Here is a 15,018-nt window from a genome sequence, read left to right as displayed (position 1 = left end):
TTAATGGAGAGTCCCCAGAAGTTATCGTTTTAACGCCTGGGGCTTTCTTTTTTATAATACTTGAAATGTCGTTAATACCGCGGCATGATCGGATGCCCAAACATCATCAATGTCGGGGCTACTACGCACGATCTTAGAAGATAAAGTACGCATCTTACCTTTATAGTAGATAAAATCGATACGCGACATTTGCATCTGTCCGTAGATGACTGCCGTGGTGCCTCCTTGATATTTTAGCTCGTCAGGGTTTTGTTCTCTAAAACTATCTTTGAAGCCTTGTGTAGCCATGTATTGAGAGGTTGGAAAGTTTACCGCGCCATAACCGAAGTGCAGGGGCTTGGTCCGATCGGTCCAGTCTAGATGACTACAAGAATTAAAATCGCCAGCAATAATTGTGGGCATATCGGGACTCTCCTGATGCGGTAGAATATCTTTATTAATGAGGTTCGTAATATCTACAAGTGATAAAGTGGCATCCTCAGCTTCCCAGACCTTAGGGTTAAGTCCATAGCTTGCGTAGCTGGAGGTGTATTCTGGACGGTAGGCGTAGCGTAACCAACAATCGTTAACTAAGATTTTCTTACCGTTATTTAGTTTAATTATTCCAGGGTTCGATTTGAAAGATTCGCTGGAAGGAATTTTATCGATCGGAAATCGACTAAAGAGCGCCAGGTTATCTTTAGCTGATTTCGTTTGCAGATGGAAACCTAGTGCTTGCGCAATGGTATCTTGTGCACCGTAGCCTTCTTGCATGGTGATGATATCGGCTTGTGATGCACGAATAAGATCGATCACTCGATTACGGCCCTCTGTTTTACCCAAGTGTACACCGCCGTGCCAGATGTTCCATTGCAAGACCTTGATGATATCGTTGTTTTTTCCGTTACTGTAAGCAACCCGTTGTGTCGCGTAGTCGGTACTTAGTTCAGGGGTATGTTTTTTACCTGACAGTTGTATGATAGGTATATTCCCTACCAGCTTGTTTCCTGGTATTGCATTCTCTGTGAGATCGAGAGCTACCAAAAAATAGTTGACGCCAGGTTGCATATACTGTATTGGCTCTCCTTTCTGGCGAATAAACCTTAATTTGCTTTCCGCCTTTGGTCCGCGACCAAATATTTCTTGACGCAGGGAGGATTTAGGCTGTTGTCCTGTATAATACAGGTGTACTTTGTCAATATCTTTTAGATTCTCCATGGCCGATAAATCGAGCTCCAGTTGATCGAGCGATAGTGGTTTATCTGTGCCTTGCACAATGATACGTAATTTAATAAATTGTCCACCTTTACTTCCTTGTTCGAGATCCCATTCGTTGTGGATTACCGTGGCATGGAATAACTTTTGTTTTCCATGGTGGTGCACGATATGGAGGTCATCCTGAGGTTTTACAAAGGCCATTCGCTTATTGCCGTAGTAGTCATTTCGGCCGTTGCGAAGGTGGTAAGACTGGTGTCCTTTGCCCACCCAATTGACAGACATACTTTCTGTAAAGTCTTCAAAATTATAATAACCTATTAAATAGCGAAATGATGGATGTGTGCGTTCAATCGGGGTATCTTTCCAACGTTGTAGCGTTGATAACGGAAGTGCGGTACGCCAGATGCGAACCTCATCGATGCTGCCGCCGAAGGTATGCTTTTTCTCATTTACGCCGATAGCGCCGGGAAGGATGGCGAGCGCCGTGTCACGATGAGCTACTTCCTTTCCATCTAAGAATAAACGAGTCGTCCGTCCGTCGCAACTGACGGCGACATGGTGCCACGCATCATCCATTTTTATGCTGGATTTTAAGTTCGCGCCTTTGCTGTATAGATATCCATCTTTAATAATTAAAGGCATATTATCGCAGCTATTTAAATCGCTGTACTCCCCGCCGGCGATGATTGCTTCTTCGGGCTTCCAGGTGTTGTCATCGCCTTTAATCCACGCCTCCAGTGTCCATTTTCCATCTATGATACCCATACCGGTACGTACGTCATTATCCAGTCCGTCCATTATTAACACCTTGTTTTGGATCGGGCTGACTTTTTGTTGAGCTTGGACGGTGGTAGCGAAGCAGGCTAACGTTATGGCGCCAATTATAGGATAGAATGGTTTCATATTTCTTGGTTCTTTTATCAAAGATAAAGGTTCGCATAGTGTAAAGCTGGAGATCCAAACGCTTTTTACGTCCTCTGGATGCCTTTCCATAAAGAAGTGGTTTGTTCAATCGATTGTGTTGTGGGGAATAGATCGTTTCGTATCAAATATTTTACGACATAAAAAAAAGCCATATCGTACTTAAAGTGCGATATGGCTTTTTTTATTGAGAAAGCGTAACGTCTATTTATTCGACTGTTTAACGCTATTTCTGATTTTACTGTGCTTTTTACTGTAGAAGAAGTAAATAATTACCCCAATTAGTAACCATATACCAAGTCGCTCCCAACTTTCAATAGGTAAGGAGGCCATAAGGAGAACACACACAATAACACCTAAGATTGGTAATACAGGAACAAATGGTGTTTTAAATGGACGTTCTAACTCTGGGTTTGTTTTACGGAGCACCAAGACGCCAATACAAACTAAGGTAAAGGCAAAGAGGGTACCGATACTCACCATATGTCCAAGATCTGAAACCGGAACAAAACCAGCAAAGAGAGAAACGAAGATCATAAACACAACATTCGTTTTCCACGGTGTTTGGTTTTTACCTAGATCGGAGAACATTTTTGGTAAAAGACCGTCTTTACTCATGGAGTAGAAAACGCGACTTTGTCCTAAAAGCATCACTAAGATTACCGAGGTATATCCAGCGATGATGGTGATAATTAATGCCGTATTTAAAAAGGTGTAGCCTGTTTTCGCAAACGCCGTAGCTACGGGTTTGGCATCGCCTTTAAACATCTGGTAATTTTCTAACCCTGTTAGTACGTATGAAAACAAAACATAAAGGATTGTACACACTACTAAAGAACCAATAATACCGATCGGCATTCCTTTTTTAGGATCTTTAGCTTCTTGTGCGGCTGTACTTACAGCATCAAAACCTACAAAGGCAAAAAATAAAACACCCGCTGCACGAAGGATACCACTGATACCAAATTGACCGAAATACTCACTACTGAAGAAAGACCATAAGCCCATCTCTCCACTTTTTACCATTTCTTCACCCACGTTGGTCGGAATGAAAGGATCGTGATTCGCTGGGTTGATAAAACTCCATCCCAAAGCAATGAAAATTAATACCACACTAACTTTAAGTACAACTAAAATATTATTTACGGCGGAAGATTCTTGCGTTCCACGGATTAAGAGCAGGGATAATAAGCATACGATTACGATCGCAGGGATATTAATAACACCGCCTTCCCACGGGCCTTTTAAGAGTTGCTCTGGGATATGCATGCCAAAAGTGATCAATAGTTCGTTGAAATATTGTGACCAACTTACGGCAACAGTTGCACTGGCAAGTGCATATTCTAAGACTAAATCCCAACCAATAATCCAAGCGACAAACTCGCCCATTGTTGCGTAGGAATAAGTGTATGCGCTTCCGGCGACTGGAATCATGGATGCAAATTCTGCATAACAGAGACCGGCAAATGAACAGGCCAAGGCTGCAATAATGAAAGAAAGAACAACGGCAGGTCCTGCATTTTCTGCAGCAGCAATACCGGTTAATGAGAAAAGACCCGCTCCGATGATGGCCCCTACACCAAGAGAGATAAGGCCGGTACTGGAAAGTGTGCGCTTGAGCGTGTGTTCGCCACTTTCGCGAGCCTCTTGAATAATTTGAGGAATTGATTTTTTGTAAAGCATAAATTAGGTAGTATTAATGATAGTCGTTGTGTTAGTAGTTATTTTTTTGATTTAAATTTACTGTATGAATCCAAGATGTATATCCTTACATCCTCGGGTGAGGCGGTCTGGATAAACTCTAAAGTCGGACGGAATTGTTCCCTAAATAAAGGAAGTTCCGTATCGTTCAACGGAACAACGGAAAGTATAGTTTGGTCGGAGAATAGGCGGTCCACCTTACGTTTGTTTTGCTCCGCAAGAAGTAAGTCCAGGTTTTTGCGCGCCTGCTTACCTTTCTTTCCGAATAGACGCGATGGTGATAAGCGAAGTCCACCTCTGGTCTGAGAAGCTTCCGTTACTTTTCCTTGATTTTGGGCCTGTTCTATCTCTGCAATCAGTCGGCTATCGGTCAAACGGCTTACCACGACTTCGTCAATTATAATGCTTTTATTATCGCGTGTTAAGTAGATCCGTTGCACGCCGCCAGCATAGATAAAGGCGGTATCAACATTGTAGCCTATTTGTGTAAATGTTAGGTAATCATTAAGCTGTCCGCCGATCGTGAAATTCCCTTGACTGTCTGTTTTTGTCTCTTCTTTAGTGCGAAGGTTTTTTACTTTGACATCTTTAACGCGTTGGCTGCTTTCCAGTTCATGAACAATCCCCTTGACTTCTTGTGCCTGAACTTGCGCGGAAAGATTCGTCAACACGCTAATGAATAGGCATAGGCCTACCTGATACATATAATTTTTAATTCTCATATACTTATTTTTTCGGCCATACATTATTATCAGGGTTAATATCAGGATAAACATGATCCGGGTCGATAACAACTTTTGTTAGTTTTTCTGTAGTCTTTAACTTAAAAGTCCACGATTTATTGCGTTGCCAGATCTCGACAGGCAATTTCTTTCTTATTTTTTCTCCTGATTCCGTAGTCGCTTCAATGACAACGGGCATTGGAAGTTTTTGTAAGTTCTCGACCGTAATTAAAGCACCATTTTTCGGGTCCAGTTTGTCGTATTCTACTCGGCTTATTGCTTGGTCTAGTGACCAGTTATTTTTAAACCAACCGCGCCAAAACCAGGCTAGGTTCTCTCCGGTTTCATTTTCAATAGTGCGGAAGAAGTCATCCGGAGCAGGGTGTTTGTATGCCCAGTAAGCAATATAGTTGCGAAATGCTTTGTCAAAACGCTCCGCACCAATAATCTCATCACGCAATAAACGAAGACCGTATCCCGGTTTGTAGTAAACAAGTGTTCCGATGTTCCGTTCTTTCATATTTTGGGGTGATGACATGACAGGTTCTAGCGAAGGAGCTGAAAATGCGCGGGTCATACTATTGCGGTTTCCAAAGCGTTTGTGGTATTCACCTTTGTTGAATGCTTCAGTAGATAATTCATTGATAAAGGTATTGAAACCTTCATCCATCCATCCGTGTAAGCGTTCATTACTGCCTACAATCATAGGAAACCAGTTGTGGCCGAATTCATGATCGGTAACCCCCCATAGGTTTCCTCCCTTTGCCTGGTGACCACAGAACGAAATTCCCGGGTATTCCATGCCACCAACATTTGATGCAACATTTACAGCCACAGGGTAGGGATACTCCATCCATTTTTTGCTATAGTATTCGATCGATGCTTTGGTGTATTCGGTGGAACGTTCCCATCCGTTGTTTCCACTGCTTTCTACGGGATAGGCCGATAATGCCAAGGCTTTTTTACCACTCGGATTATTGATTTTTGCACCATCAATAATAAACGCTGGTGATGAGGCCCACGCAAAGTCATGCGCTTGATTTAGTTTGTATTTCCACGTTAAAAGGGCCTTGTTGGGGCGAGATCCTGGTGCTGTCACCTCCTGAGCCGAACGGATAAATATGGTTTTATCACTTTGCGCCGCTTGATTATAGCGTTGTAATTGTTCTGCGGTCCAAACATCCTGTGGATTGAGGAGCTCTCCGCCCGCGACAACAATATGATTGCCGGGTGCGGTTATCTCAATATCATAATCCCCATACTCTAAGTAAAACTCACCTGGTCCCGTATAAGGTTCCGTGTTCCAGCCTAAGATATCATCATATACACAAACCCGAGGATACCATTGCGCTATAGTGTAAATTTTACCGTTTCGGGTCGTTAATATCCCGGTTCTATCTGCTCCATATTCAGGCACGGTATAAGAGAATGACAAATCCAATGTTACTGTCCCTCCTTGCGCCGATAAGGCTTTAGGAAGTTCCAATCGCATTCGTGTATCGACAATTTGGTACGTAGCTTTGGTGCCATCAGCAAAGCGGATGTTGTCAAATGTAAACCCACCGTTGAACGTGGAATTAGGGGATCCATAACGACTTTCGTCTAAAGGGATTGTGGCTTGGCCGCGGGAATCTTCATGGAAAAGATTTTGATCCAATTGAAACCATAAAAAGGAAAGTTCGTCTGGACTGTTGTTGGTGTAAGTGATTCGAACAGTGCCGTTGACATTGTCCGTTTGATCGTTTAAGGCAACTTTAATAGTATAATCGGCTTTATTCTGCCAGTACGCATGTCCTGGTTTTCCACTGGCGGAACGGTATGCAGATCCATTGTTCGTGTAAAAGATAGGATCAAAGGCTGCCGTATAATCATAGATGCTTTGTGTTTGCGCAGACAAGTTGCTACATAATAGGCTTCCCGAAAGCGCTATAAACAAAAATCTCTTTAACATATCTTATCCTAATTTTTTGGTGTATTCGGATTCATCAAAACCCAAAATGATTCCTTTAGCTGTTTCAATAACCGGGCGTTTGATCATACTGTTGTTCGCTAAAAGAACGTGATTGGCCGAAGAAGGATCGACTACCGCTGCTTTCTCCGGATCCGTTAATTTGCGCCAAGTTGTTCCTTTTTTATTAACCAAAACCTCCCAGCTTACTTCCTTTTGCCATTCCAAAAGCTTTTCTTCTGTCGCTGGTTCTTTCTTGAAATCATGAAAAGTGTATGCAACTTTGTTATGATCAAGCCAGTCTAATGCTTTCTTTACTGTGTTACAATTTTTAATGCCGTAAACATGTACCATAAAAATGAATTGTGTCTATGAAAAGTAAAGATATTAATATATTTAAGAAGAGACGAATTCAGTTTTGGGAAAATAATGGTGCTTTATATAGTGTATTTTTTACACTAAGTATTGTTGGGTATTGTAAAAAAGTAGTATCTTTAGTCAGAATTATAATTAAATCGACAATATCTTAAAATAAAACAATGAGCCTAAAAGATTTTAAAGGTGTTTTGACGGGTAGTCAAGTGCAAGAGCTTTTTGAGATTGCAAAAACACACAAATTCGCATTGCCAGCAGTAAACGTTATTGGTACCAATTCTATTAACGCTGTTATGGAGACTGCTAAGGCAGTAAATTCCCCAGTAATCATTCAATTATCTAATGGTGGCGCACAGTTTTATGCGGGTAAAACATTAAATAATGACGGGTTGAAAGCGTGTATCTTGGGTGCTGTTTCGGCGGCGCAACATGTACACTTATTGGCGGAGCACTATGGTGTTGCGGTAATTTTGCACACAGATCACGCGGCGAAGAAATTGTTGCCTTGGATCGACGGTTTATTGGATGCAGGTGAGAAATTCTTTGCACAACATGGCAAGCCTTTGTTTTCATCGCATATGTTGGATTTATCTGAAGAGCCGATTGAAGAAAATATTGAGATATCAAAAAAATACTTGGAGCGCATGAAACCGCTAGGTATGACGGTTGAAATCGAGTTAGGTGTTACAGGTGGTGAGGAAGATGGTGTTGATAACTCGGATGTTGATAGTTCGAAACTTTATACACAACCAGAAGAGGTAGCGTATGCATACGAAGAACTTTCTCAAGTTTCTGATAAATTTACAGTAGCGGCAGCTTTCGGGAATGTACACGGGGTGTACAAGCCAGGAAACGTGAAGTTACAACCTGTAATCTTACATAACTCACAAGAGTTTATCCGTCAGAAATTTAACCTTTCTGCAGAGAAGCCGGTAAACTTTGTATTCCATGGTGGATCAGGATCTAGCCCAGAAGAAATTGCAGAAGCAATCTCTTACGGAGCTATCAAAATGAATATTGATACGGATATGCAATGGGCATATTGGGATGGTGTTCGTGCGTATGAAGCGAAAAACCACGATTACTTACAAGGACAGATCGGTAACCCAGAGGGGGAAGATTCTCCAAACAAAAAATACTATGATCCACGCGTATGGTTACGTAAAGGTGAAGAGGCTTTTGTTACACGTTTGACACAAGCATTCGAAGAGCTTAATGCAATTGATATAAACAGTAAGCTGTAATGCGATAGGCGAACAGCAAATTGCTAATAGCCGTTGATATAAAATGGTTCTGGGGCGCAATACCGCAGAACCATTTTTTATGCCTTATATTCAGGTAAACTTTAACTAATTTTGCTTTCTTAAAACGAGGTCGTATACGATGAAGATAACATTGCTTTGTATTGGTAAGACGGATGAGGGATTTGTGCAGACTGGTATTGAAAACTATGTGAAGCGCTTGAAGCACTATATTACATTTAATATCGTGGTGTTGCCTGATATTAAAAATGTAAAAAACTTGAGTCAGGAGCAACAGAAGACAAAAGAGGGCGAATTGATCCTAAAAAATATGAGTACATTGGATTTTGTTGTGCTTTTGGATGAGCGGGGAAAAGAATATCGTTCTGTGGATTTTTCTAAGTTTATCGAACAAAAAATGGTGGGCTCGGTGAATCATCTTATTTTCGTAATTGGTGGACCGTATGGCTTTTCGTCGGAGGTTTATGCGCGAGCAAACCAACAGATTTCATTATCGAAGATGACGTTCTCCCATCAGATGATACGTATGTTCTTTGTGGAGCAGCTTTATCGTGCTTTCAGCATTATGCGAGGGGAACCCTATCATCACGAATAATTTTTGGTGTATTGTGAAAAAGGATGCTTTTTTGCATCTCATATATAAAAGGAGGTTAAAATGGACTTAAATAATTTTAAGCGAGATTATAAGTTTAAGAGCGAAGAATCTTATAGCGATGGAAGAAGAAATAAAACACTTATCGTTTCTTGTATCGTTATTATTATTGTGTTGTACTACGTTTTCAAGTATATATAGTTGGTGGTTTGTAGTTCGTAGTGAGGAGTTTGTAGTACAGAGAGCATAGTAGGTGGCTGCCAATAGGGGAACCATATCTTTAAGATTTGTTGGCGTATAGAAGTGGTCGCAAATCTTTCAACAAGATACAAAATTTAGCTGTGCTCTACAAACGACCCAACTACCGCACGCTGGCGCGAGCCTTTGGCTCGTGTCCTCTCAAAAGAGTCCAAGCTACAAACTCGAACTACTGAACTAATCCCAACTAATTAGGAGCTACAAGCTTGCCCGCAGTAGGCGGGTAAGAAATAGTAAGGATAAACTCTTGTCTAACTAAAATAAGAAACCTTACTTCTGCTGCAACCGTTTAAAAGCGTTCCACGCTGCTTTATCCGTTTTGAAGGTCAGATCGTCCTCCTGAAGATCGGCTATAGGAATAAACCGAAAGACCTCCATTTTCTCCTGTTGCTTTTCATTCGAGAAATCGAATGGGCTTTTCTTTAGTTCAAATGTAATAGGACTGACGGCTTTTATTTGATAGTAAATAGATAAAATTTGACTTTCGTTAAAGCTCGATTTTTCATAGAAATCTGTGGTGTATAGATGGCTCAATACTTCAACCTCGAGCTCGCATTCCTCCATGAACTCCCGCTTTAAAGCGTCAATTAATCCTTCTCCATATTCCAATCCACCGCCCGGGAATTTTGTGAAAGCGACCTTTGATAATTTCTCATCACTGATCAGCACTTCGTTATTTTCGTTCACGAGTATGCCATATACCCGTACATTAAATAAATACATCGTTTACGCCAAAATTATAAAGGTTGAAACCCGTTCTCGATACTCATCTCGTCAACCCCGAAGAATGAATAGTGCTTGGGTAAAAACCATTGTACCGTGTTCATAATCGTGTTGAAATCTTTTTCCGTCGCAAATTGTGTTGGCATAATATTAAATACCAAATCCTGTGAAGCGCGTTCTTCATCGGTGTAGTTACGGGCAATAAGCATCATTTTGGGATTCTTAACCCCTGAATACTGTAAGAACTCTTTGACTTGCCGACGTAGGTAGCCCGGAAAAATATCCTCGGAAGGTTGACCCACCAAAATATCTTCATCTTGTCCGATACCGAGGTACTCGCTTGGATTTGAGAACAAGCTCACTTCAGAATAAAAAGATTGGTTCAGTCTCAGGTTTACTAAGTCCCCGTATGAAAATACCCAATCTGGCTGTCCTGATTGCGCATTGATAGCGACTCCGAATCCCTGTTCTAAGATAACATCCAGTTGATTCTGTAACACAAAAGCTTGAAAACTCTCGTCTGTACCAACCGTTTGTAGTTGGATGTAGGGAAAGCCGTCGTTACTCATGATAACCTCCGGATCGCCAAGCTTTAAATTGGCGCCCGCAATATGGGCCAAAAAATCATCCCGCCATTGTTCATTGCGATCCGTAAAAGGAACTTCCATTAATTGATTGATAATGATGGTCTTTTCTAAATCGCCTAAAAAATTGGGCTGCTGCTCGTTCTTGTTCGGATTCTTACTCATTACTTTCTGCTACTAAAAAGAGCCTAAAAGTAACTATTAATTGCTGTAATGAAAAACTTCTTTACCATTTTAAGCAAGTGATAAACGAAGGGAAGAATTGGGATAGAACTTATATTTTACTACTTTTGTTAAAACCGTAGTTTAACTATGTCTGATATTACCATGAACATAAGTAATGATTTTGAAACTTCAAAAATCAGTTTTGAAGACTTTCGCGAAATCATTCTAAACGATTATAAACTCGCTGCGGAAAGCAGATATGTAAGTTTGTTGGGACGGAAAGAAGTTTTGACAGGGAAGGCTAAATTCGGAATTTTCGGTGACGGAAAGGAAGTGGCACAACTTGCTTTGTCAAAAGTTTTTAAGGAAGGCGATTGGCGTTCAGGATACTACCGGGATCAAACTTTTATATTTGCCTCCGGGATATCCAATATCTATCATTTTTTCTCCCAATTATATGCAAATCCGGATTTAGAGGCGGATCCTTCTTCGGGAGGACGACAAATGAATTGTCACTTTTCGACCCAATTGATAGATAGCGCTGGAAATTGGTATAACCAAACCGAACAAAAAAATTCGGCTTCTGACATCTCTACGACTGGTGGGCAGATGTCGCGCGTGATGGGTTTAGGGCTTGCTTCAAAACTTTACCGTGAAAATGATCAGCTCGAGTATCTCAACTACTTTTCCCAAAAAGGGAATGAAGTAGTATTCTGTACGATTGGGAATGCTGCTACATCGGAAGGTGTTTTTTGGGAAACCCTTAATGCCATGGCGGTAAAGCAGATTCCTGTGGTTTTATCGGTATGGGATGATGGTTATGGCATTTCGGTTCCGAATGCAGTCCAGACAGCTAAGTCGGATATTTCTGAAGCTATTCGTGGCTTTCAGCGAGATAGTGCTGGAACATCTGGCGTGGAGATTTTTAAAGTCCGTGGTTGGGATTATGCAGCGCTATGTGAGGTATATGAACGGGCTGCAAAGTTTGCGCGTGAGGAACATGTTCCTTGTGTGGTACATGTTACGGAATTAACGCAGCCACAAGGGCACTCCACTTCGGGGTCGCATGAGCGTTACAAGTCAGCAGAACGCCTGGAATGGGAAGATGCCTATGATTGCAATGTTAAATTTCGAGAGTGGTTGTTGACCTCTGGCGTTGCCAATGCAGAAGAACTTGCTCATATAGAAAAAGAGGCCAAGGCCTTTGTACGAACCGAACAGCGCCGTGCTTGGGCTGATTATCATAAAACTATTCAGGTGGATCTTGATGAGAGCATCGCTCTACTTTCAGAGATCCCGCATCCGATGGTTGATCTGCCATTAAAAATGCTACAGTCCTTAGCTGAGCCTTCACTCAAGGAAGTGTATGCGAATGTGAGACGTGCTATTCGAGACTTACGCCAGGTGAATGTGGCAGGAAAAGAAGCACTTGTTTCTTGGTATAAAGAAAAGATGGCTATTAATCATAGCCGGTATAATGATAAATTGTTCAGTGATACGAATGAATCGCCTTTGTCTTTAGTCATGACGGATACGGTGTATGACGATGATGCTGCGGTAGTCGATGGACGCGAAGTGCTCAATGCTTGTTTCAAAGAGAATTTTATCCGAGATGAACGTATTTTAGCTTTTGGTGAAGATGTCGGGAAGATCGGCGATGTGAACCAAGGATTTGCGGGACTGCAGGAGAAATTCGGTGAACTCCGTGTTTTTGATACCGGTATACGGGAGTCTGCTATCATCGGAAAGGGGATTGGTTTGGCCTTGCGTGGATTAAGACCTATTGCCGAGATTCAGTATTTGGATTATCTGATTTATGCAATGCCTGTACTGAGTGACGATTTGGCTAGTTTAAGTTATCGTACAAAAGGAACGCAAAAGGCGCCTGTAATTGTTCGTACACGGGGACATCGTTTGGAAGGAATCTGGCATTCGGGTTCACCGATGACTGTTTTGTTAGGTGGTTTGCGGGGAATGCATGTCTGTGTACCCCGTAATATGACCCAAGCAGCCGGTATGTATAATACCTTGTTGCGTTCGGACGAGCCTGCACTTGTTGTGGAATGCTTGAATGGCTATCGATTGAAAGAGAAAATGCCATCAAATGTAGGTGAATTTACTGTTCCAATAGGCGTGGCAGAACTTATTCGCCCAGGAAAAGATGTAACGGTTGTATCGTATGGGGCAACTTTACGAGTCGTACAAGAGGCTGCTATAGAGCTTGAAAAGCTCGGTATCTCTATTGAGATTATTGATGCACAATGTTTGTTGCCTTTTGATCGGGAACAACTTTCTGTTAAGTCGCTTAGTAAAACCAATAAACTACTCGTTGTTGATGAGGATATGCCTGGAGGTGCAACAGCTTACCTTTTGCAGGAGATTTTGGAAACGCAAAAAGGATACTTCCTTCTCGATGGACAACCGCGTACGCTGTCGGCAAAAGCACACCGTCCTCCGTATGGGTCGGATGGTGATTACTTCACAAAACCTTCCGTGGATGATGTTGTGGAGGTGGTCTATGAGATGATGAGTGAGTATAATGAGCAAGAATATCCCAAGCTTTATTCGTAATTGGGATATTCTTGCGGTTGACTCCGAAAGAAATTAAGATCTAAATAAAGAAGCGGCACCCATCATGGCCGCTTTTTCTGCATATTGACCCGTCCATATTTCAAAAGCACGAAAATCTGAGGCATTATAGCTTTCAATAATCGGCCATGCTTTAGCAATGCTACCACCTAAGATAAAGGAGTGGCATTGGTGTTTCTCCGAGAAAAAGCACAGAAAGTCATATAACGATTTAGCATATTCCGTGAGTAAAATATCAAAGGCTTTTGTTTGACGGTGTTTTTCTATAATATCTTTAAATCCTTTTTCGGAGATACCAGAAAGTTCTTCGAATCGTTTGGTGAGCCAGCGTGTTACAAGGTACTCTTCGAAGATCGTATCATTATAGGGGCTATTCCAAAGATCCGCATCGAACGCTTTTTGTCCACGTTTCCAAACAGCGGATCCGAGTCCTGTTCCGAGTGTAATCCCCAGCATAACTGCACGCTGGTTTAGGTCGCCGGCAAAAACCTCTCCTTGTAAAAATGCCGCCGCATCATTAATAAACCTTATTTCAGTTTTATAATCCAGGACTTCTTGTAGCGCTTCCTGTATATTAAGTTGGTATAGCGCATCGTACTTATCTTGATTTAACATTAATGATATTCCTTTCTCATAATCAAAAGGTCCGGGCATGGCAATTCCGAGATGGCTTATAACGTGTTCTGTTTTCTGTAAACTATCTGTGAGACAGTCTTTCCACGATAATAAAATCGATTTAGCATCCGATTTAGAATTAACATGGCTTCTAGAGATTGTAGCCTCTAGAATTTGCCATGTCGAAATATCTACTATTGCTGATGTGATGTGTGTTCCGCCAATATCGGCAGTTAATACTAAATTATCGCTCATTGGTGTACGCCATATTCCGTAAAAAATGATCTGCAAGGGTCAATGCAGTCATTGCCTCAACAATAATAACCGCACGCGTAACAACGCAAGGGTCATGTCTTCCTTTTCCTGTTATTGTGGTAGCTTCACCACTTTCATTTAGCGTTTCCTGGTCGCGCATAATGGTTGCTACAGGTTTAAATGCTGTTCTGAAGGTTATATCCATCCCATTAGAAATTCCGCCTTGTATTCCGCCAGAGAAGTTTGTTCTGGTGCGTACATTATCGTTTTCTTTTATGAAGATATCGTTGTGTTCAGAGCCGCGCATCTGCGAACCAATAAATCCAGAGCCGTATTCAAATCCATGCACGGCGTTAATGCTAAGCATAGCCTTTCCTAGATCAGCATGTAGTTTATCAAATACCGGTTCCCCTAGACCTGCCGGAACATGACGGACAATCGTTGAAACTTGTCCACCAATGGTGTCACCTGCTTTACGTACTTCGTCGATCAGTGCAATCATCTCATTAGCTGTGGCAGGATCGGCACAGCGCGCAATATTATTTTCACGTCTTTCTAAGAGCGCATTTAGATCCGTTGTGTCTAAATTTGGTGCTTCAATAGGTCCAACGGAGGAGACGTGTGCAAAGATTTCGATACCATGTTTTTTTAGGAATAACTTCGCCACGGCACCTGCGGCAACGCGAGCAGCTGTCTCACGGGCAGAGGAGCGACCGCCACCACGATAATCACGGATACCATATTTCTGCTGATACGTGAAATCGGCATGCGATGGACGATATTTGTCAGCTATATGTGAATAATCCTTGGAGCGTTGATCCTCGTTGGGAATCAAAATTGCTATGGGAGTACCCGTAGATTTACCTTCAAAAACACCCGATAAGATTTGTGCGGTATCGCTTTCTTTACGTTGCGTGGTGATCTTAGATTGTCCGGGTCTCCGTTTATCAAGTTCAGATTGAATAAAATCTTCGTCAATATCTATATTTGGTGGGCATCCATCGATAATAACACCAATAGCTTTGCCATGCGACTCGCCAAAGGTTGTTATGCTAAACAGAGTGCCAAAAGAATTTCCAGCCATAATTGTGTATTATTCGGTAAATATACC

The 15,018-nt window shown here is 41.8% G+C and carries 12 protein-coding genes; 3 read left to right on the top strand and 9 right to left on the bottom strand.

The window, feature by feature from the left end:
• Nucleotides 1-51: 51 nt before the first annotated feature.
• From B9Y69_RS17470 to B9Y69_RS17450, 5 genes are all read right to left on the bottom strand, one after another.
• The gene (locus B9Y69_RS17470) at nt 52-2,100 is read right to left on the bottom strand and encodes an endonuclease/exonuclease/phosphatase family protein (RefSeq protein ID WP_085474283.1); all 2,049 of its coding nucleotides are present in this window, start codon (nt 2,098-2,100) and stop codon (nt 52-54) included.
• A gap of 222 nt (nt 2,101-2,322) precedes the next feature.
• The gene (locus B9Y69_RS17465) at nt 2,323-3,801 is read right to left on the bottom strand and encodes an amino acid permease (RefSeq protein ID WP_085474282.1); all 1,479 of its coding nucleotides are present in this window, start codon (nt 3,799-3,801) and stop codon (nt 2,323-2,325) included.
• A 38-nt stretch (nt 3,802-3,839) separates the two neighbouring features.
• Nucleotides 3,840-4,541, bottom strand: coding sequence for a hypothetical protein (locus tag B9Y69_RS17460; RefSeq protein WP_134433599.1), 702 nt, complete (start codon nt 4,539-4,541; stop codon nt 3,840-3,842).
• A gap of 4 nt (nt 4,542-4,545) precedes the next feature.
• A complete protein-coding gene (locus B9Y69_RS17455) occupies nt 4,546-6,492 on the bottom strand; it encodes a M1 family metallopeptidase (protein WP_085474280.1) in 1,947 nt (648 codons plus the stop codon).
• Nucleotides 6,493-6,495: 3 nt separating this feature from the next.
• Nucleotides 6,496-6,843 (bottom strand): arsenate reductase, encoded by a 348-nt coding sequence (locus B9Y69_RS17450; protein WP_085474279.1) that lies wholly within the window; start codon nt 6,841-6,843, stop codon nt 6,496-6,498.
• 185 nt (nt 6,844-7,028) lie between these two features.
• Here B9Y69_RS17450 and fbaA point away from each other — a divergent pair, with 185 nt between their 5' ends.
• Both fbaA and rlmH read left to right on the top strand, forming a co-directional pair.
• A complete protein-coding gene (gene fbaA / locus B9Y69_RS17445; RefSeq protein ID WP_085474278.1) occupies nt 7,029-8,108 on the top strand; it encodes a class II fructose-bisphosphate aldolase in 1,080 nt (359 codons plus the stop codon).
• Nucleotides 8,109-8,247: 139 nt separating this feature from the next.
• Nucleotides 8,248-8,721 (top strand): 23S rRNA (pseudouridine(1915)-N(3))-methyltransferase RlmH, encoded by a 474-nt coding sequence (rlmH, locus tag B9Y69_RS17440; protein ID WP_085474277.1) that lies wholly within the window; start codon nt 8,248-8,250, stop codon nt 8,719-8,721.
• A 525-nt stretch (nt 8,722-9,246) separates the two neighbouring features.
• Here the strand turns inward: rlmH and B9Y69_RS17435 are convergent.
• Nucleotides 9,247-9,699, bottom strand: coding sequence for an NUDIX domain-containing protein (locus B9Y69_RS17435; RefSeq protein ID WP_085474276.1), 453 nt, complete (start codon nt 9,697-9,699; stop codon nt 9,247-9,249).
• 14 nt (nt 9,700-9,713) lie between these two features.
• Nucleotides 9,714-10,448 carry a hypothetical protein gene (locus tag B9Y69_RS17430; protein WP_085474275.1) on the bottom strand — a complete coding sequence of 245 codons (735 nt, stop codon included), beginning with the start codon at nt 10,446-10,448 and terminating at the stop codon, nt 9,714-9,716.
• A gap of 147 nt (nt 10,449-10,595) precedes the next feature.
• Between B9Y69_RS17430 and B9Y69_RS17425 the strand changes: the two genes are divergently transcribed.
• A complete protein-coding gene (locus B9Y69_RS17425; RefSeq protein WP_085474274.1) occupies nt 10,596-13,019 on the top strand; it encodes an alpha-ketoacid dehydrogenase subunit alpha/beta in 2,424 nt (807 codons plus the stop codon).
• 33 nt (nt 13,020-13,052) lie between these two features.
• Here B9Y69_RS17425 and B9Y69_RS17420 read toward each other — a convergent pair whose 3' ends face one another.
• On the bottom strand, nt 13,053-13,907 hold the full coding sequence (locus tag B9Y69_RS17420) for an ROK family protein (RefSeq protein WP_085474273.1): 855 nt from the start codon (nt 13,905-13,907) through the stop codon (nt 13,053-13,055).
• Complete coding sequence (gene aroC / locus B9Y69_RS17415; RefSeq protein WP_085474272.1) at nt 13,897-14,991, bottom strand: chorismate synthase; 1,095 nt, start codon at nt 14,989-14,991, stop codon at nt 13,897-13,899. The genes B9Y69_RS17420 and aroC overlap by 11 nt, the downstream gene beginning before the upstream one ends.
• Between the last annotated feature and the right edge of the window lie 27 nt (nt 14,992-15,018).

Source organism: Sphingobacterium psychroaquaticum, assembly GCF_900177625.1.
GTDB classification, from domain to species: domain Bacteria; phylum Bacteroidota; class Bacteroidia; order Sphingobacteriales; family Sphingobacteriaceae; genus Sphingobacterium; species Sphingobacterium psychroaquaticum.
Note: the sequence above shows the minus strand (reverse complement) of the source record. Positions and strands in the feature narration are given on the sequence as shown.